The 16,779-nt window shown below is 64.3% G+C and carries 14 protein-coding genes; 13 read left to right on the top strand and 1 reads right to left on the bottom strand.

From position 1 onward, the window contains the following. Window positions 1–71: 71 nt before the first annotated feature. From NKJ04_RS12140 to NKJ04_RS12120, 5 genes are all read left to right on the top strand, one after another. On the top strand, window positions 72–1,346 hold the full coding sequence (locus tag NKJ04_RS12140) for a flavin-containing monooxygenase (RefSeq protein ID WP_023809427.1): 1,275 nt from the start codon (window positions 72–74) through the stop codon (window positions 1,344–1,346). A 42-nt stretch (window positions 1,347–1,388) separates the two neighbouring features. Then, entirely contained in the window at window positions 1,389–1,805 is a 417-nt protein-coding gene (locus NKJ04_RS12135) for a RidA family protein (RefSeq protein ID WP_023809426.1), read from the top strand. A gap of 5 nt (window positions 1,806–1,810) precedes the next feature. Beyond that, entirely contained in the window at window positions 1,811–2,485 is a 675-nt protein-coding gene (locus NKJ04_RS12130; protein ID WP_352551532.1) for a DUF1028 domain-containing protein, read from the top strand. Between the two features lie 20 nt (window positions 2,486–2,505). After that, the gene (locus NKJ04_RS12125) at window positions 2,506–3,996 is read left to right on the top strand and encodes an aldehyde dehydrogenase (RefSeq protein WP_352441988.1); all 1,491 of its coding nucleotides are present in this window, start codon (window positions 2,506–2,508) and stop codon (window positions 3,994–3,996) included. Window positions 3,997–4,147: 151 nt separating this feature from the next. After that, complete coding sequence (locus NKJ04_RS12120) at window positions 4,148–5,104, top strand: LysR family transcriptional regulator (RefSeq protein WP_127267113.1); 957 nt, start codon at window positions 4,148–4,150, stop codon at window positions 5,102–5,104. Window positions 5,105–5,110: 6 nt separating this feature from the next. Here NKJ04_RS12120 and argE read toward each other — a convergent pair whose 3' ends face one another. Next, a complete protein-coding gene (gene argE / locus NKJ04_RS12115) occupies window positions 5,111–6,271 on the bottom strand; it encodes an acetylornithine deacetylase (RefSeq protein WP_352675122.1) in 1,161 nt (386 codons plus the stop codon). Between the two features lie 280 nt (window positions 6,272–6,551). Between argE and NKJ04_RS12110 the strand changes: the two genes are divergently transcribed. The 8 genes from NKJ04_RS12110 (at window position 6,552) to nirD (ending at window position 16,775) form a co-directional block, all read left to right on the top strand. Beyond that, complete coding sequence (locus tag NKJ04_RS12110) at window positions 6,552–8,621, top strand: oxidoreductase (protein ID WP_352675120.1); 2,070 nt, start codon at window positions 6,552–6,554, stop codon at window positions 8,619–8,621. An 82-nt stretch (window positions 8,622–8,703) separates the two neighbouring features. Then, on the top strand, window positions 8,704–9,306 hold the full coding sequence (locus NKJ04_RS12105) for an ANTAR domain-containing response regulator (RefSeq protein ID WP_013530455.1): 603 nt from the start codon (window positions 8,704–8,706) through the stop codon (window positions 9,304–9,306). A gap of 2 nt (window positions 9,307–9,308) precedes the next feature. Continuing rightward, a complete protein-coding gene (locus NKJ04_RS12100; RefSeq protein WP_352675293.1) occupies window positions 9,309–10,547 on the top strand; it encodes a CmpA/NrtA family ABC transporter substrate-binding protein in 1,239 nt (412 codons plus the stop codon). Window positions 10,548–10,903: 356 nt separating this feature from the next. Then, window positions 10,904–12,220 (top strand): CmpA/NrtA family ABC transporter substrate-binding protein, encoded by a 1,317-nt coding sequence (locus NKJ04_RS12095; RefSeq protein WP_352675116.1) that lies wholly within the window; start codon window positions 10,904–10,906, stop codon window positions 12,218–12,220. Window positions 12,221–12,286: 66 nt separating this feature from the next. Beyond that, window positions 12,287–13,177, top strand: coding sequence for a nitrate ABC transporter permease (gene ntrB / locus NKJ04_RS12090; RefSeq protein ID WP_127294758.1), 891 nt, complete (start codon window positions 12,287–12,289; stop codon window positions 13,175–13,177). 10 nt (window positions 13,178–13,187) lie between these two features. Then, a complete protein-coding gene (locus NKJ04_RS12085; protein WP_352551524.1) occupies window positions 13,188–13,985 on the top strand; it encodes an ABC transporter ATP-binding protein in 798 nt (265 codons plus the stop codon). A gap of 4 nt (window positions 13,986–13,989) precedes the next feature. Beyond that, window positions 13,990–16,440, top strand: a complete 2,451-nt coding sequence (nirB, locus tag NKJ04_RS12080) for a nitrite reductase large subunit NirB (RefSeq protein ID WP_352675112.1) — start codon at window positions 13,990–13,992, stop codon at window positions 16,438–16,440. A 5-nt stretch (window positions 16,441–16,445) separates the two neighbouring features. Then, window positions 16,446–16,775 carry a nitrite reductase small subunit NirD gene (gene nirD / locus NKJ04_RS12075; RefSeq protein WP_352551520.1) on the top strand — a complete coding sequence of 110 codons (330 nt, stop codon included), beginning with the start codon at window positions 16,446–16,448 and terminating at the stop codon, window positions 16,773–16,775. Window positions 16,776–16,779: the final 4 nt, after the last annotated feature.

Genomic DNA, 16,779 nt, shown 5'->3' with positions numbered 1-16,779 from the left:
CAGTAAACCAACGATCAGATCTCCGCCGCATCCGCAGACACTCCCGGGGAGAGCCAGAAAGGGCCGCTGAAATGCCAGTCGAAACGGTAGACACGCTTGTTGTTGGCGGCGGCCAGGCGGGGCTGGCCATGAGCGAGCATCTGAGCAAGTGCGGGGTGCCGCATCTCGTGCTCGAGCGGAGCCGCATCGCCGAACGCTGGCGTACCGAAAGATGGGACTCGCTGGTTGCCAATGGTCCCGCCTGGCATGATCGTTTTCCCGGCATGGAATTTCCGGACGCCGGTCCCGACGCCTTTGTCGGCAAGGAGAAGGTCGCCGACTATTTTGTCGCTTACGCCGGCATGATCGCTGCCCCCATCCGCTGCGGCGTGGAGGTCAGGAGCGTGGAAAGGCTTGTCGGCCGTCCCGGCTTCCGGGTCGAAACCTCGGATGGCGTGATCGAGGCCAGGAGCGTGGTTGCCGCTACCGGGGCTTTCCAGCATCCGGTCATTCCGGCGGTTGTCCCCGGGGATGCCGGAGCGATGCAGATCCATTCCAGCGCCTATCGCAATCCGGGCCAGTTGCCCGAAGGTGCGGTGCTGGTGGTCGGCTCCGGGTCCTCGGGGGTGCAGATCGCCGACGAACTCCAGCGCGCGGGACGGCGCGTCTACCTCTCGGTCGGGCCGCATGATCGGCCGCCGCGGGCCTATCGCGAGCGTGACTTCTGCTGGTGGCTGGGGGTTTTGGGCAAATGGGACGCCCAAGCGCCGGCGCCTGGCACCGAACACGTCACCATCGCGGTGAGCGGCGCGCGGGGCGGCCAGACGATCGACTTCCGGCGTCTTGCCGCGCAAGGGATGACGCTGGTTGGCCGGACGGAATCCTACAAGGAAGGGGTCATGACCTTCGCTCCGGATCTGGCTAAAAATATCGCGCGCGGCGATGCGAACTACATGTCGGTGCTGGACGAGGCCGACGCCTATGTCGCTCGCAACGGCCTCGACCTTCCCGAGGAGCCCGCGGCCCGCGAGATCGGACCGGACCCTCGATGCATGACTGATCCCATTCTCGAGCTGAACCTGGCGGAAGCCGGGATAGGTTCGATCATCTGGGCAACGGGATTCACCGTCGATTACAACTGGCTGAAAGTCGATGTGTTTGACGAAAAGGGCAAGCCGAAGCACCAGCGCGGCGTGTCGACCGAGCCGGGGATCTATTTCCTGGGCCTGCCGTGGCAATCGCGGCGGGGGTCGAGCTTCATCTGGGGCGTCTGGCACGACGCACAGCATGTGGCAGACCATATCTCCACGCAGCGCAAGTACCTGGCCTACCATGCGTCCGCAAAGCGCGAGACCAGGGTAGCATAGAAACGGACGTCCCGACCTCGAGCCTGACTGACGGAGACCAAGATGGCGCATACAAGAATTCGCAAGTTCAACACCAAGGACACCTATCCCGAGCAGAAACTCGACAATGATCTGTGCCAGGCGGTCGTTACGCGGGGCGGCAGGACCGTCTACCTGCGCGGCCAGTGTCCGCAGGATCTCGACACGGCCAAGAATATCGACAGCCATGATCCGGTCGAGCAGACGCACAAGGTCATGCAGAACATCCGCCAGCTGATCGAGGAGTGCGGCGGCACCATGGAGCACCTGGTCAAGGTGGTGGTCTACATCACCGATGTGCGCCATCGCGAGGCCGTCTACCGCACCATGGGCGAGTACATCAAAGGCGTGCATCCGGTTTCGACCGGCCTTGTCGTGCAGGCCTTGGCGCGGCCGGACTGGCTGGTCGAGATCGACGGCACCGCAGTTATCCCGGACTGACGGCGATGACCTTTTCCATTGTCGCGCGGTGCAGCCACACCGGCATGTTCGGAGTCGCAGTATCCTCCTCGTCGCCTGCTGTCGCCGCGCGCTGCGCCTATGCGCAGGCTGGTGCCGGCGCCATTGCCAGCCAGAACGTCACCGATCCGACGCTGGGGCTGCGAGGTCTCGAATTGTTGGCGCGCGGTGCGTCGGCCGCTGAGGCGGTTGCCATCCTGAAGCGCACCGGCGCTTATCCCGAATACCGGCAGGTGCTGGCTGTCGATGCCGCCGGAAAGACCGCGATCCATTCGGGTCCCAAGGCGCTTGGCATCTGGGCGGAGGCGCGTGCGGAAAATGTCGCCTGCGGCGGCAACATGCTGGCCCATGACGGCGTTCCGCAAGCCATGGTCGAGGCCTTCCTGGCGTCCGAGGGGCATCTCGGCGACCGCCTCATCGGGACCATGCGCGCCGCGCTCAAAGCGGGCGGCGAGGCTGGTCCTGTCCATTCCGCCGGCATGAAGCTGGTGCGCGAGGTTGCGTGGCCGGTCGCCGATTTGCGCTGTGACTGGACCGATGACTGCCCGATCGAGCAGCTGGCGACGCTGTGGGAACTCTACAAGCCGCAGCTCGATGCCTATGTGACCCGCGCCATAAACCCATCCGATGCGCCGAGCTACGGCGTGCCGGGAGACGAATAGTCAAGACAGGGTCACCTGCGATGAGCGAACTCAGCCACAAGGACTGGATCGGCAAGGCGTCCGCGATCCGTTTTCGCGACAAGGCGTTCATCGACGGCAAGACGGTTGCGGCGCGTTCGGGCCGGACCTTCGCCAGCGTCAATCCGGCAACTGGCGAGGTGCTGGCCGAAGTGGCGTCCTGCGGTGAGGAAGACATCGATCTGGCGGTTGCCGCAGCGCGGCGCAGCTTCAACACCGGCGTCTGGTCGCGGACCAGCTCGGCGCACCGTAAGGAGGTTCTGCTGCGGCTGGCGCAATTGCTGCGCGAAAACCTGCATGAACTGGCTCTGCTGGAATCGCTCGACATGGGCAAACTGGTCAGGGATGCGGCCGCGGTCGACGTCCCCGGCTCGGCAGCGATCTTTCAATGGTATGGCGAGGCCATCGACAAGATCTATGGCGAAGTGGCGCCGACCGGCGAAGGTGATCTGGTGCTGGTGCGGCGCGAACCGCTTGGCGTGGTCGGCGCGGTGGTGCCTTGGAATTTCCCGCTCGATATGGCGACGTGGAAATGCGCGCCGGCACTGGCGGCAGGCAATTCGGTGGTGCTCAAACCCGCCGAGCAGTCGCCTTTGTCGGCCCTGCTTCTGGCGGAACTGGCAATGGAAGCGGGCCTGCCTGCAGGCGTGCTCAATGTCGTGCCCGGCCTTGGCGAAACCGCCGGCCAGGCGCTTGGCCGCCATATGGATGTGGATTGCCTCGCCTTCACCGGTTCGACCGCCGTGGGCAAGATGTTCCTGCAGTATTCCGGCCAGTCGAACATGAAGCAGGTCTGGCTGGAGACCGGTGGCAAGAGCCCGAACCTCATCTTTGCCGATTGCGGCGATCTCGACGCGGCAGCCGACATGGCGGCCTTCGGCATCTTCTTCAACCAGGGCGAGGTCTGTTCCGCCAATTCACGCCTGCTCGTCCAGCGCGGCATCAAGGATGCTCTGGTGGAGAAACTGGTGCAACGTGCGGCGGTCACGCAGCCCGGCGATCCGCTCGATCCGGCTTCGAAAATGGGCGCGATGGTCGATAGTCGCCACGCCGCCAACGTCATGCGCTTCGTCGAGGCCGGCAAGAAAACCGCGCGCCTGGTCGCGGGCGGCGACCTGGTCACGGTCAACGGGCGCGGCAGCTTTGTCCAGCCGACCATCTTCGACGATGTCGCGCCTGCCGATCCGATTGCCCGCGACGAGATCTTCGGGCCGGTGCTTTCGGTCATCGCCTTCGACGACGAGGCCGACGCGATCCGCATCGCCAATGACAGCCCTTATGGGCTGGCCGCATCGCTGTGGACCGACAGCCTGTCGCGCGCGCATCGTATCGCGGGCCGGCTGCATGCCGGCACGGTTTCCGTCAACACGGTCGACGCGCTGAGCCCGATGACGCCGTTCGGCGGTTTCAAGCAATCCGGCTTCGGCCGCGACCTGTCGCTGCATGCGCTCGACAAATACACCGCGCTCAAAACGACATGGATCAAGTACTGATGGGCGCCTAAAGCGCATCGCGATTGAACGGATTCACGCGATGCGCTTTAGGCCTTTGCTCTATGCATGTCGTTTGCGCAAAACCGGGGCCACTTTTGCGCGACATGCATTAGGCTTGATCGAAGCCCTCAAACCGGCAACATAGCCAGCCATGCCGCTACGCTTCACGCTCAGACAGCTGGAATATTTCGTCGCCGTGGGCGAAGCCGGCTCCATCGCCAAGGCGGCCGAACAGGTCAATGTCTCGCCGCCGTCGATTTCGGCTTCCATCGCCCAACTGGAAACCGAGTTCGGCGTCCAGCTTTTTGTCCGCAAGCATTCGCACGGTCTCTCGCTCACGGCCGGCGGCCGCATCTTCCTCAAGGAAGCCGCAAGGCTGCTCAACGACGCCGATGCCTTGCATGACGTCGCCGGCGATTTTGCCGAAAAGGTGCGCGGCCCGCTGGCCGTGGGATGCCTGCTGACCTTCGCGCAGATCGTCCTGCCGGCGCTGCGCATGCGGTTCGAGCGTGCCTATCCCGATGTGCGCGTGCGCCAGTTCGAGCGCAATCAGGGACAATTGCTTGAGATGCTGCAGCGCGGCGAAATCGACCTTGCCCTGACCTACGATCTCGAACTGTCGCAGGACATGACCTTCGAGCCGCTGATGCTGGTGCCGGCCTATGTGATGCTGCCTGCGGGGCATCGCTTCGCGGCAAAGGCGTCGATCACGACGGAAGAACTGGCCGACGAGCCGATGGTGCTGCTCGACCTGCCGTTCAGCCGCGAATATTTCCTGTCGGCATTCCATCAGCGGGGAATCCGGCCCAACATTGCCGAGCGCACCGGCGACATCGCCGTCATGCGTTCCATGGTGGCCAACGGCTTCGGCTACGGCATCGCCAATATGCGGCCGCTCAACACGCTGGCGCCGGACGGCAAGCCGCTGGTCTTCGTGCCGTTGGACGGCGATCTGCGGCCGCTGACCATGGGCGTCGCCTTGCCCAGTTCCGAACACCGCACGCAAACCGTCCAGGCGTTCATCGACCACTGCCGGCATTTCGTCGTCGAGCAAGGCGTGTTCGGCGCCGAGCGGGCTGTCGGCCAGGCAGCACTTCCACAGAAGTAGCCCCGGTTAAGCCAACTGCTGGTCGGCAAGCCGCTGCAGCAATTTTTCCAGCATGCCGTCGCAGCGGCGCATCTGCTCGACGCTGACGAACTCATCCGGCTTGTGTCCCTGCGCCATCGATCCCGGTCCGCACACGACCGTCGGCGTGCCGAGATCGCGGCTGAACAGGCCGCCCTCCGTACCGTAGGCAACCTTGATGGTGTTGTTGGCGCCGGTCAGCGATTTGATGAAAGCGACGGCTCGCGAACTGGCCGGCGTGTCCAGGCCGGGATAGGTGTTGGTGATGTCAATGTCGATCGCCGCCTCGGGGGCGGTGGCCGAGGCTTCGGATGCAATATGAGCAGCCTCCTTGCGCAGACGGTCGAGAATCTCGTGCGGATCGTCGGCCGCGACATTGCGGATCTCGAAGTCGACCTGGCAGAGGTTCGGCACGATGTTCAGCGCCACGCCGGCGTTGATCTTGCCGACATGGACGGTCGTGTAGGCAATGTCGTAGTCGCCGTCGCGGGCGCCATCGCGCACCAGCCGATCCTGCTCGCGGCGCAAGGCGGCGACGAAATCGCAGCCGAGATGGATGGCATTGAGCGCCAACGGGGCCAGCGCCGAATGGCCTTCGCGGCCTTTGCAGAGCGCGCGTGCGGCAAGCTTGCCCTTGTGGCCCGTCGCCACCTGCATGTCGGTGGGCTCGCCGACGATGCACAGCAAGGGCCGCTGCGGGGCTGCTTGCAGCATGTCGATCAGGCTGCGCACACCAATGCAGCCGATCTCCTCGTCGTAGGAGAGTGCCAAATGCAGCGGCGTGCGCAGCGTCATTTTCGAGGCTTTAAAGCACGCCGCGAGCGCGCAGGCCACAAAACCCTTCATGTCGGCTGTGCCACGTCCGTAAAGCTTGCCGTCTCGGCTCGTCATCTCGAAGGGCGGCAGCGTCCAGGCTTGGCCGTCGACGGGGACGACGTCGGTGTGACCGGACAGCATGATGCCGGAAGCGTCGGCCGGTCCGATGGTGGCAAAGAGGTTGGCCTTGTGGCCGTCCTCGCTGTGGATGATCTGGCTGGCAATGCCATGCGCGTCCAGCAGCTCCGCCACGTAGCCGACGAGGGCGAGGTTCGAATCGCGGCTCACCGTCGGGAACGCGATCAGTTTTTCAAGGATCTGGATGCTGTCCATGCGTCTTGTGTCTCATTGGGCGTGCGCGCTATCTAACATCGCGCGGCGGCGGCCTTGAAGTCGCATTTGGCTCAGCCGGGATTCAGCGGATGCTAATCCAGGCAGTGCTGATCGGTTAGGCGCGTCCTAACCGGCACAGAAGAAATCTGTTGTTTCCCGGCGCTTGTCGCAATTTATGAATGGTCTCACGGCATCAACCCACTGGGCTGGCCGGCTTGCACCTTGGCTCGAAACCATAATCGGGCATGTGCAAGGCGACGCTGGCAGGAAGGCACGTTCCATGCGCGATTCGCGCTACGACATTTTGTTCGAGCCCGTGAAGATCGGTCCGGTGACCGCCAAGAACCGCTTCTACCAGGTTCCGCATTGCAATGGCGGCGGCTACCGCGACCCTTCGGCCGCAGCCGAGATGCGCCGCATCAAGTCGGAAGGCGGCTGGGGCGTCATCTTCACCGAGCAGACCGAGATGCACCATACTTCGGAGATCACGCCCTTCATCGAGCTCAGGCTGTGGGACGATGCCGATATCCCGGCACTGGCGAAGATGGCCAAGGCCATGCACCAGCATGGCGCGCTGGCCGGTATCCAGCTGGCCTATTCAGGCATCAACGGGCCGAACCTCTACACCAAGGAAGTGCCGCGCGGGCCATCGGCCTTGCCGATCCGGACCTTCACCAACGATCCGGTTCAGGCGCGCGCCATGGACAAGCAGGATATATGCGACCTGCGCCGCTGGCACCGCAATGCATTCAAGCGTGCCAGGCTTGCGGGCTTCGACCTGGTCTGCCTCTACGGCGCGCATGGCTTCGGCATCATCCAGCACTTCCTGTCCACCGCCACCAACCAGCGCAGCGACGAATATGGCGGCTCGCTGGAAAACCGCTCGCGGTTGATGCGTGAGTTGATCGAAGAGGGCAGGGATGCCATCGGCGACACGTGCGGCCTGACGCTGCGGCTGTCGCTGGACGAGATGATCGGCGAGCTTGGCTTCGCCAACTCCGAAGTGCGCGACATGATCGAGATGCACGCCGACCTGCCAGACCTCTGGGACCTGGCGCATGGCGCGTGGGAGGATTGTTCGGGGCCGTCGCGGTTCAAGGAGGAGGGCGCGCAGGAGAGCCTGGTGTCCGGCATCAAGACGCTGACCTCCAAGCCGGTCGTCGGTGTCGGCCGCTTCACCTCGCCGGATGTGATGGTGAAGATGATCAAGTCCGGTACACTCGATTTCATCGGCTGCGCGCGCCCGTCGATCGCCGATCCCTTCCTGCCGAAGAAGGTGGAAGAGGGCAGGATCGAGGACATTCGCGAATGCATCGGCTGCAACATCTGCATCACCGGCGACATGACCATGTCGATCTCGCGCTGCACGCAGAACCCGACCTTCATGGAAGAGTGGCGCAAGGGCTGGCATCCCGAACGCATGCAGGCCAAGGGCGACAGCGACAGCGTGCTGATCGTCGGCGCCGGCCCGACCGGGCTGGAGGCGGCGCGTGCGCTCGGCCTGCGCGGCTATCAGGTGGCCATCGCCGAAGCCGGCACCGAACTCGGCGGCCGCGTGGCGCGCGAATGCCGCTTGCCCGGTCTCTCGGCATGGGGACGCGTGCGCGACTACCGCCAGTACCAGATCAGCCAGATGTCCAATGTCGACGTCTATTTCGAAAGCCGATTGTCGGCGCAGGAGATACTGGACTTCGGCTTTCAGAACATTGCGCTTGCCACCGGATCGACATGGCGCCGTGACGGCGTGGCGCGCGCGCATGTCGTGCCGATGCCGGCGGACCCGGCCATGCCGGTCTATACGCCGGACGATCTGATGGGCGGCAATGTGCCGACCGGCACTGTCGTGCTGTTCGATGACGATCACTATTACATGGGCGGCGTTCTGGCCGAGCTGATGGCGCGCCAGGGCGCGAAGGTGACGCTGGTGACACCGTCGGCCTATGTGTCCGACTGGACCCGCAACACGCTGGAGCAGGGCGCCATCCACCGCCGGCTGGCCGAACTCGGCGTCGATATCGTGCTGAATCGGACTGTGACCCGCATCGTGGCGGGTGGGGTTGCCACTGCGTGTGCCTATACGGGAGGCCAACGCGACATCGCCGCGGACGCCGTCGTGCTCGTGACGTCGCGCCAACAGGACGATGGCGTCTGGTGCGAGCTGAAGGCGCGGCGGAATGAATGGGCCGATAGCGGCATCCGTTCGATCAAAATCATCGGCGATGCCGAGGCGCCGGGTCCGATCGCCTGGGCAACCTACGCCGGCCACCGCTTCGCGCGCGAGCTGGACGAAGCCGATATCGGCGACGCACTGCCCTTCCGCCGCGAGGTCACGGCGCTGGCGGCGGATTAGGCGCCTGCGGCGCGGTTAGCGAATCTCGGGTTGTTCAACCATACCGCATTGCACAATTCCTTCGCTTGGTCACAATGCAGGCATGGTTCGAACCGCACTCGCCGTCCTGGTGATCGACGAAAACCGCATCCGCGCCGCGATCATCGAGGCGGGGTTGCGCGAGGCCGGCCATGAGCGGGTCACCGTCATCCATGATGTGACCGGCATTGCGCGGCGGATCGCCGAGATCGAGCCCGATGTCATCGTCATCGATCTCGAAAACCCGAATCGCGACATGCTGGAAAACATGTTCCAGCTTTCGCGTGCCGTAAAACGGCCGATCGCCATGTTCGTCGACCGCTCGGACCAGGCCTCGATCGAGGCGGCGGTCGATGCCGGCGTTTCGGCCTATGTCGTCGACGGTCTGCGGCAAGAGCGCGTCAAACCCATTCTCGACATGGCGGTCAGCCGCTTCAACGCTTTTTCGCGCATGGCGCGCGAACTGGAAGAGGTTCGCGGCGAGCTCGAGAGCCGTAAGGTGATCGATCGTGCCAAGGGCATATTGATGAAGTCGCGCGGCCTCTCCGAAGAGGCCGCCTACACGCTGCTGCGCAAGACGGCGATGAACCAGAACCGCAAGATCGGCGACATCGCCCAGAGCCTGGTGACTGCCGCGGGGTTGCTGGGACCGGCGGAGGACGAATGAGCATGGACGCCGCGCACCAGATCACCGCTGGCTTCATGCCGCTTTTCGACAGCGCCGTGCTGGTCGCGGCCGGTGAGCTTGGCTTTGCCGCACGAGAAGGCATCGACCTCACCCTGCACCGCGAGACGTCCTGGGCTAACATCCGCGACCGCATCGCCATCGGTCACTTCCATCTGGCGCACATGCTGGGACCGATGCCGCTCGCCTGCAATCTCGGGCTGACGCCGCTCGCTTCGGAAACCATCGTGCCGTTCTCGCTCGGACTCGGAGGCAATTGCGTCACCGTCTCCAACACTGTGTGGGCCGGAATGGTGGCGCACAGCGCCGAAGCCGATCTCGACCCCGCGCGCGCCGGTGCGGCGCTGCGGGCGCTCATTCGCGAGCGCGCTGCGGCCGGTGGCGACCCGCTGCGCTTCGCCGTGGTGCATCCGCATTCCGGGCACAATTACGAATTGCGCTATTGGCTCGCCGCCTGCGGCATCGATCCGACGCGCGAAATCGAGATCGTCATCGTGCCGCCGCCCTTCATGGCCGATGCACTGGCCGCCGGCCGCATCGACGGCTACTGCGTAGGCGAACCCTGGAACAGTGCTGCGGTTGCCGCCGGCACCGGGCATATCGTCACCGTCAAGGCGCGGATATGGCGTAACAGCCCGGAGAAGGTGATCGGCGTGCGCAAGGCCTGGGCAGACGAAAACCCCGAGGCCTTGGCGGCGCTGCTGCGCGCGCTGCATCACTCGGCACGCTGGTGCCAGGATCCGGCCAACCATGGCGAATTGGCTGCCGTCATGGCGCAGGCCGGCTTTCTCGGCCTGCCGCCGGCCGTGCAGATGCCGATCCTGACCGGCCATCTCCGACTGGGCGGCGGCGCGGAGTGGAGCATCGACGACTTCTTCCTCCCCTTCGACAAGGCGGCGAACTTTCCGTGGAAGAGCCATGCGCTGTGGTTCTACACGCAGATGGTGCGCTGGGGGCACGTGGCGCACACGCCGGAAAACCTTGCCATCGCCCGCAACTGCTACCGGCCCGACCTCTACCGTTCGGCTCTGAAGCCGCTTGGCGTGGCGCTTCCCGGCGCCAATTCGAAAGTCGAGGGTGCGCTCCAAGTCGCCACCGCGGTCGGCGCGACAGGCGCCGGCCTTGTGCTCGGTCCGGACGGTTTCTTCGACGGCCAGATCTTCGATCCGGACCAGGTCGACGCGTACATCATCGGCCAGAAAACGGCTCGCGCGGAAGCCTGATCATTTCCGCGTCATTCTTGTGCATTGCACAAAAATTGTGCGCGCGATTGCCCGAATGAGCAATCTTTGGCCTTCCGGTCATAGGACCCGGTGCGTCCGCGATCGGCGCGGGTTGCTGATTTAATTGATCTTTTTCCCCTCTCTCAAAACTGGCACGGTTCCTGCTTTGAAATAGACAGGCCCTTCGCGGGTCACGGAACAGGCGTCCAATGGCGGGCGCCACAGGCAAAGCTGCCGCTCAGGTTAATGCGCCCTCCCGGTCACCCGGACGCGAAGACCTGGCTGGCGGCTTTTTTGTTTTGATAAACACGCAATCGACGACGCGGATCCCAAGCCGCGCCCAACCGGAGACGACGATGACGAAACGGATCAGGACTGGAACGACCCTCAAAGACATGACGCGCCGCGATTTTCTGGTCAGCAGTGCAATGACGGCCGGCCTGTTCGTGGCGGCCCGCAAGCTCTTCCCTTCCGGCGCCTATGCTGCGACCGCCACTCCGGAGGTCACCGGCGCCAAGCTCGGCTTCATTGCCCTCACCGATGCGGCACCGCTGATGATCGCCAAGGAGAAGGGGCTGTTCGCCAAGTTCGGCATGCCCGATGTCGAGGTGCTCAAGCAGGCCTCCTGGGGCGCGACGCGCGACAATCTGATGCTCGGCGGCGCCGCCAACGGCATCGACGGTGCCCATATTCTGACGCCGCTGCCTTACCTCATGCACACCGGCAAGGTGACGCAGAACAACCAGCCGATGCCGATGGCGATCGTGGCGCGGCTCAACTACGACTGCCAGGGCATTTCGGTCGCCCAGGAATATGCCGGCACCGGCGTCGGCCTCGATGCCTCGAAGCTGAAAGACGCCTTTGCCGCCAAGAAGGCGGCCGGCAAGGAAATCAAGGCCGCCATGACCTTCCCGGGCGGCACGCATGACCTCTGGCTGCGCTACTGGCTGGCCGCCGGCGGCATCGACCCCGACAAGGACGTTTCGACCATCGTCGTGCCGCCGCCGCAGATGGTGGCCAACATGAAGGTCGGCAACATGGACGTGTTCTGTGTCGGCGAACCGTGGAACGAGCAGCTCGTCCATCAGGGCGTCGGCTTCACCGCCGCCACGACGGGCGAATTGTGGAAGGGCCATCCGGAAAAGGCGCTCGGCCTGCGTGCCGAATTCATCGAGAAATACCCGAACGCCACCAAGGCGATCCTGATGGCCGTCATGGAAGCCCAGCAATGGTGCGAGGCCAGCGACAACAAGGACGAGATGGCCGCCATCATCGGCAAGCGGCAATGGATGAACGTGCCAGTCGCCGACATCATCGGCCGGCTCAAGGGCGACATTAACTACGGCAATGGCCGCGTCGCCAACGGCAGCGATCTCTACATGAAGTTCTGGAAGGGCGGCGTCTCCTATCCGTTCAAGAGCCACGATGCGTGGTTCCTTGCCGAGAACATCCGCTGGGGCAAGTTCGCGCCGACCACCGACATCAAGGCGCTGGTCGATCAGGTCAACCGCGAGGATTTGTGGCGCGAAGCGGCCAAAGATCTCGGCGTCGCGGCGGCCGACGTTCCGGCGTCGTGGTCGCGCGGCGTCGAGACCTTCTTCGACGGCAAAATCTTCGACCCGGCCAACCCGTCCGCCTATCTCGACAGCCTGAAGATCAAGGCCTCGGCGTAGCCTAATCGCAAGCGGCGTCCTGCGCCGCTTGCGATCACTACCTGCCCCCAAGGAGTTTTCCCAGACATGTCGATCCAGACTATCGAGGACACAAAGGTGAAGGCGTTCCCCGCGAAGCCGGCGGAGGTCATCGCCTTCACCGCAAAGGCACGACGCCGCTTCGATCCGCTGGCGATTGCCGGCAAACTGGCGAGCGCGCTGGTGCCGCCCATCATCGTCATCGCGCTGATGCTGGTCGTCTGGCAGATCGCCTGTTCGTCGCCGACATCAAGCCTGCCGCCGCCGACCCAGGTGTGGAACGAGGCCTACGATTTGATCGCGCATCCGTTCTTCGACAATGGCCCGCAGGATATCGGTCTGGCATGGCGCGTGCTGATCTCGCTGCAGCGTGTTGCCATCGGCTTCGGCCTGGCTGCGATCGTCGGCGTCGCGCTCGGCGCGCTGGTCGGCCAGTCGATTTGGGCGATGCGCGGCCTCGACCCGGTGTTCCAGATCCTGCGCACGGTGCCGCCGCTGGCCTGGCTGCCACTGTCGCTGGCGGCGTTCCGTGATTCCAGCCCGTCGGCGATCTTCGTCATCTTCATCACCTCGATCTGGCCAATCATCATCAACACCGCCGTCGGCGTGCGCAATATCCCCGAGGATTACCGCAACGTCTCGCGCATCCTGCGGCTCAACCAGTTCGAGTTCTTCGTGAAGATCATGGTGCCGGCCGCCGCGCCCTACATCTTCACCGGCCTGAGGATCGGCATCGGCCTGTCCTGGCTCGCCATCGTCGCCGCCGAAATGCTGACCGGCGGCGTCGGCATCGGCTTCTTCATCTGGGACGCGTGGAACTCGTCGCGGCTGCCCGACATCATCGTGGCGCTCGCCTATATCGGCGTCACCGGCTTCTGCCTCGATCGTCTGGTCGCGGCGGTCGGCGCCTTCGTCACCCGCGGCACAACGGCAAAGTGAGGAGAGGGCGATGACGGCCTATCTGAAGCTCGACCATATCGACAAATCCTTCACGCGTGGTGCCCAGGTCAGCGAGGTGTTGAAGGACATCAGGCTGACCATCGACAAGGGCGAATTCGTCTCCATCATCGGCCATTCCGGCTGTGGCAAGTCGACCTTGCTCAATCTGATCGCCGGGCTGACCAAGGTGTCCGCCGGCGCCGTGCTGCTCGAGGACAAGGAGGTCGACAGCCCCGGACCGGAACGCGCCGTGGTGTTCCAGAACCACAGCCTTTTGCCGTGGCTGACCGTCTACGAAAACATCAATCTGGCGGTGTCGAAGGTCTTTGGTCGTTCGAAGAGCAAGGCCGAGCGGCATGATTGGATCATGCGCAATCTCGACCTCGTGCAGATGGCGCATGCCAAGGACAAGCGTCCGGCCGAGATATCTGGCGGCATGAAGCAGCGTGTCGGCATCGCCCGGGCGCTGGCCATGGAGCCGAAGATCCTGCTGCTCGACGAGCCGTTCGGCGCGCTCGATGCGCTGACGCGGGCCCATCTGCAGGACGCGGTGATGGACATCCATTCCAGGCTCGGCTCGACGACGATCATGATCACCCATGATGTCGACGAGGCGGTGCTGCTGTCCGACCGCATCGTCATGATGACCAATGGCCCGGCGGCAACCATCGGCGAAGTGCTTGCCGTGCCGCTGGCGCGGCCACGCCGGCGCGTCGAACTCTCTTCCGACCGGACCTTCCTGCGCTGCCGCGAGGCGGTGCTGAAGTTCCTCTACGAACGCCACCGCTTCGTCGAAGCTGCGGAGTAGCACCATGAGCGAAAGACTTGTCATCATCGGCAACGGCATGGCCCCCGGGCGCATGCTCGAGCACCTGCTGGAACAGGCGCCGGGCCGCTACACCGTCACCATCTTCAACGCCGAGCCGCGCGTCAATTACGATCGCATCATGCTGTCGCCGGTGCTGTCGGGCGAGAAAGCCTATGAGGAGATCATCATCCACGGCGACGGCTGGTACATCGCCAACAACATCACCCTCTACAAGGGCCACAAGATCGTCACCATCGATCGGTCAGCGAAGACCGTCACGTCCGATCATGGCGTGACCGAGCCCTACGACAAGCTCGTCATCGCCACCGGCTCGGTGCCGTTCATCATTCCGGTGCCCGGCCATGACCTGCCGGGCGTGCTGACCTATCGCGATCTCGACGACGTGCAGGCGATGATGCTTGCCGCCCAGTCGCGGGCCAAGGCGGTGGTCATCGGCGGCGGCCTGCTCGGGCTGGAGGCGGCGGCGGGCTTGAACGCACAAGGCATGGACGTCACCGTGCTGCATGTCATGCCGACCTTGATGGAGCGCCAGCTCGATCCGGCGGCCGGCTATCTGCTGCAGCGCGCGGTGGAGCAGCGCGGCATCAAGGTCATCACCAAGGCCAACACGCAGGCGATCACAGGCAACGGCAAGGTCGGGCAGGTGGAGCTTGCTGACGGCACCATTATCCCAGCAACGCTTGTGGTGATGGCCGTTGGCATCAGGCCGAATTCGGCGCTGGCCAAACAGGCCGGCATCGCCGTCAACAGGGGCATCGTCGTCGACGCCGGCATGCGCAGCAACGATCCCGACATCTACGCGCTCGGCGAATGTGCCGAGGTCAACGGCCAGGTCTATGGCCTCGTCGCACCGCTCTACGAGATGGCGCGCGTTACAGCCAGCCAGCTGGCCGGCAACCAGGCGGCGGCCTTCGTCCATATGGACACGCCGACCAAGCTCAAGGTCACCGGCATCGAGCTGTTCTCGCTGGGCGACTTCGCCGAGGGCGAGGATCGCCAGGAGATCGTGCTGCGCGACGCCGCCGCAGGCGTCTACAAGCGCCTGGTGCTGAAGGATGACCGCATCATCGGCACCGTGCTCTATGGCGAGACGGCTGACGGCGCCTGGTTCAACGACCTCAAGAAGAAGCAGACCGACATTTCCGAAATGCGCGACACGCTCATCTTCGGCCAGTCCTACCAGGGGGGTGCCCCGCTGGACCCTATGGCGGCCGTTGCAGCCTTGCCGGATGATGCGGAAATCTGCGGCTGCAACGGCGTTTGCAAGGGAAAGATCACCGGCGCGATCACGGCCAAGGGCCTGACCTCGCTTGACGACGTGCGCGCCCACACCAAGGCGTCGGCCTCCTGCGGCTCCTGCACCGGGCTGGTTGAAAAGCTGATGGTGCTGACCCTCGGCGACACGTACAACCCCGCCGCCGTGCAGCCGATGTGCTCCTGCACCACCCTCGGCCATGACGAGGTGCGCCGGCTGATCAAGGCCAAGAGCCTGAAGACCATTCCCGCCGTCATGCAGGAACTGGAATGGACGACCTCCTGCGGCTGCGCCAAATGCCGGCCGGCGCTCAACTACTACCTCGTCTGCGACTGGCCGGATGACTACGCCGACGATTACCAGTCGCGCTTCATCAACGAGCGCGTCCACGCCAACATCCAGAAGGATGGGACTTATTCGGTGGTGCCGCGCATGTGGGGTGGGGTGACCAATGCCGCCGAACTGCGCGCCATCGCCGACGTCGTCGACAAGTTCGAAATTCCGATGGTCAAGGTCACCGGCGGCCAGCGCATCGACATGCTCGGCATCCGCAAGGAGGACCTGCCGGCAGTGTGGGCCGATCTCGGTCAGGCCGGCTTCGTCTCCGGCCACGCCTATGCCAAGGGGTTGCGCACGGTGAAGACCTGCGTCGGCTCAGACTGGTGCCGGTTCGGCACGCAGGATTCTACGGGCTTCGGCGTCCGCATCGAAAAATTCATGTGGGGCTCGTGGACGCCGGCCAAGGTCAAGATGGCGGTGTCGGGCTGTCCAAGGAACTGCGCCGAGGCGACCTGCAAGGATGTTGGCGTGATCTGCGTCGACTCCGGCTACGAAATCCATTTCGCCGGGGCGGCCGGCCTCGACATCAAGGGCACCGAGGTGCTGGGCCTGGTCAAGACCGAGGACGAGGCGCTGGAGCATATCGTGGCGCTGACGCAGATGTATCGCGAGCAGGGCCGCTATCTCGAGCGCATCTACAAATGGGCCAAGCGCATCGGCATCCCCGAGATCAAGCGTCAGATCATGGACGATGGCGAGAAGCGCAAGGCTTATTACGACCGCTTCGTCTTCAGCCAGAAATTCGCCCAGGTCGATCCGTGGTCGGAACGCGTTTCCGGCAAGGACAAGCATGAATTCCGGCCGATGGCCTCTGTCGGGTTTGCGCAGGCGGCGGAGTGACAATCATGAACTGGGTATCAATCGGCTCTATCTCGGACATCCCCCGCCGCGGCGCGCGCTGCGTCGCCACCCCGGAAGGCAAGATCGCCGTCTTCCGCACCGCCGACGATCAGGTCTATGCCATCGACGACCATTGCCCGCACAGAGGCGGACCGCTCAGCCAGGGCATCGTGCACGGTGCGGCGGTGACCTGTCCCTTGCACAATTGGGTGATTTCGTTGGAGACGGGCAAGGCGCTCGGCGCCGACGAGGGCGCGGTGCGCACCATTCCGGTGCGGGTCGAAGGCGAGCATCTGTTCATTGCGCTGGAAGCGCTGGCCAGCCGCGCGGCCTGAACCC

Source organism: Mesorhizobium sp. M0618 (assembly GCF_040320765.1).
In the GTDB taxonomy this organism is placed as follows: Bacteria; Pseudomonadota; Alphaproteobacteria; order Rhizobiales; family Rhizobiaceae; genus Mesorhizobium.
This window is presented reverse-complemented; position numbering and strand designations above follow the sequence as displayed.

What these genes read in the sequence shown, in the direction of transcription:
- NKJ04_RS12140 (WP_023809427.1), top strand. Translation starts at nt 72, where the DNA reads ATGCCAGTCGAAACGGTAGACACGCTTGTTGTTGGCGGCGGCCAGGCG.
- NKJ04_RS12135 (WP_023809426.1), top strand. Translation starts at nt 1,389, where the DNA reads ATGGCGCATACAAGAATTCGCAAGTTCAACACCAAGGACACCTATCCC.
- NKJ04_RS12130 (WP_352551532.1), top strand. Translation starts at nt 1,811, where the DNA reads ATGACCTTTTCCATTGTCGCGCGGTGCAGCCACACCGGCATGTTCGGA.
- NKJ04_RS12125 (WP_352441988.1), top strand. Translation starts at nt 2,506, where the DNA reads ATGAGCGAACTCAGCCACAAGGACTGGATCGGCAAGGCGTCCGCGATC.
- NKJ04_RS12120 (WP_127267113.1), top strand. Translation starts at nt 4,148, where the DNA reads ATGCCGCTACGCTTCACGCTCAGACAGCTGGAATATTTCGTCGCCGTG.
- argE (WP_352675122.1), bottom strand. Translation starts at nt 6,271, where the DNA reads ATGGACAGCATCCAGATCCTTGAAAAACTGATCGCGTTCCCGACGGTG.
- NKJ04_RS12110 (WP_352675120.1), top strand. Translation starts at nt 6,552, where the DNA reads ATGCGCGATTCGCGCTACGACATTTTGTTCGAGCCCGTGAAGATCGGT.
- NKJ04_RS12105 (WP_013530455.1), top strand. Translation starts at nt 8,704, where the DNA reads ATGGTTCGAACCGCACTCGCCGTCCTGGTGATCGACGAAAACCGCATC.
- NKJ04_RS12100 (WP_352675293.1), top strand. Translation starts at nt 9,309, where the DNA reads ATGGACGCCGCGCACCAGATCACCGCTGGCTTCATGCCGCTTTTCGAC.
- NKJ04_RS12095 (WP_352675116.1), top strand. Translation starts at nt 10,904, where the DNA reads ATGACGAAACGGATCAGGACTGGAACGACCCTCAAAGACATGACGCGC.
- ntrB (WP_127294758.1), top strand. Translation starts at nt 12,287, where the DNA reads ATGTCGATCCAGACTATCGAGGACACAAAGGTGAAGGCGTTCCCCGCG.
- NKJ04_RS12085 (WP_352551524.1), top strand. Translation starts at nt 13,188, where the DNA reads ATGACGGCCTATCTGAAGCTCGACCATATCGACAAATCCTTCACGCGT.
- nirB (WP_352675112.1), top strand. Translation starts at nt 13,990, where the DNA reads ATGAGCGAAAGACTTGTCATCATCGGCAACGGCATGGCCCCCGGGCGC.
- nirD (WP_352551520.1), top strand. Translation starts at nt 16,446, where the DNA reads ATGAACTGGGTATCAATCGGCTCTATCTCGGACATCCCCCGCCGCGGC.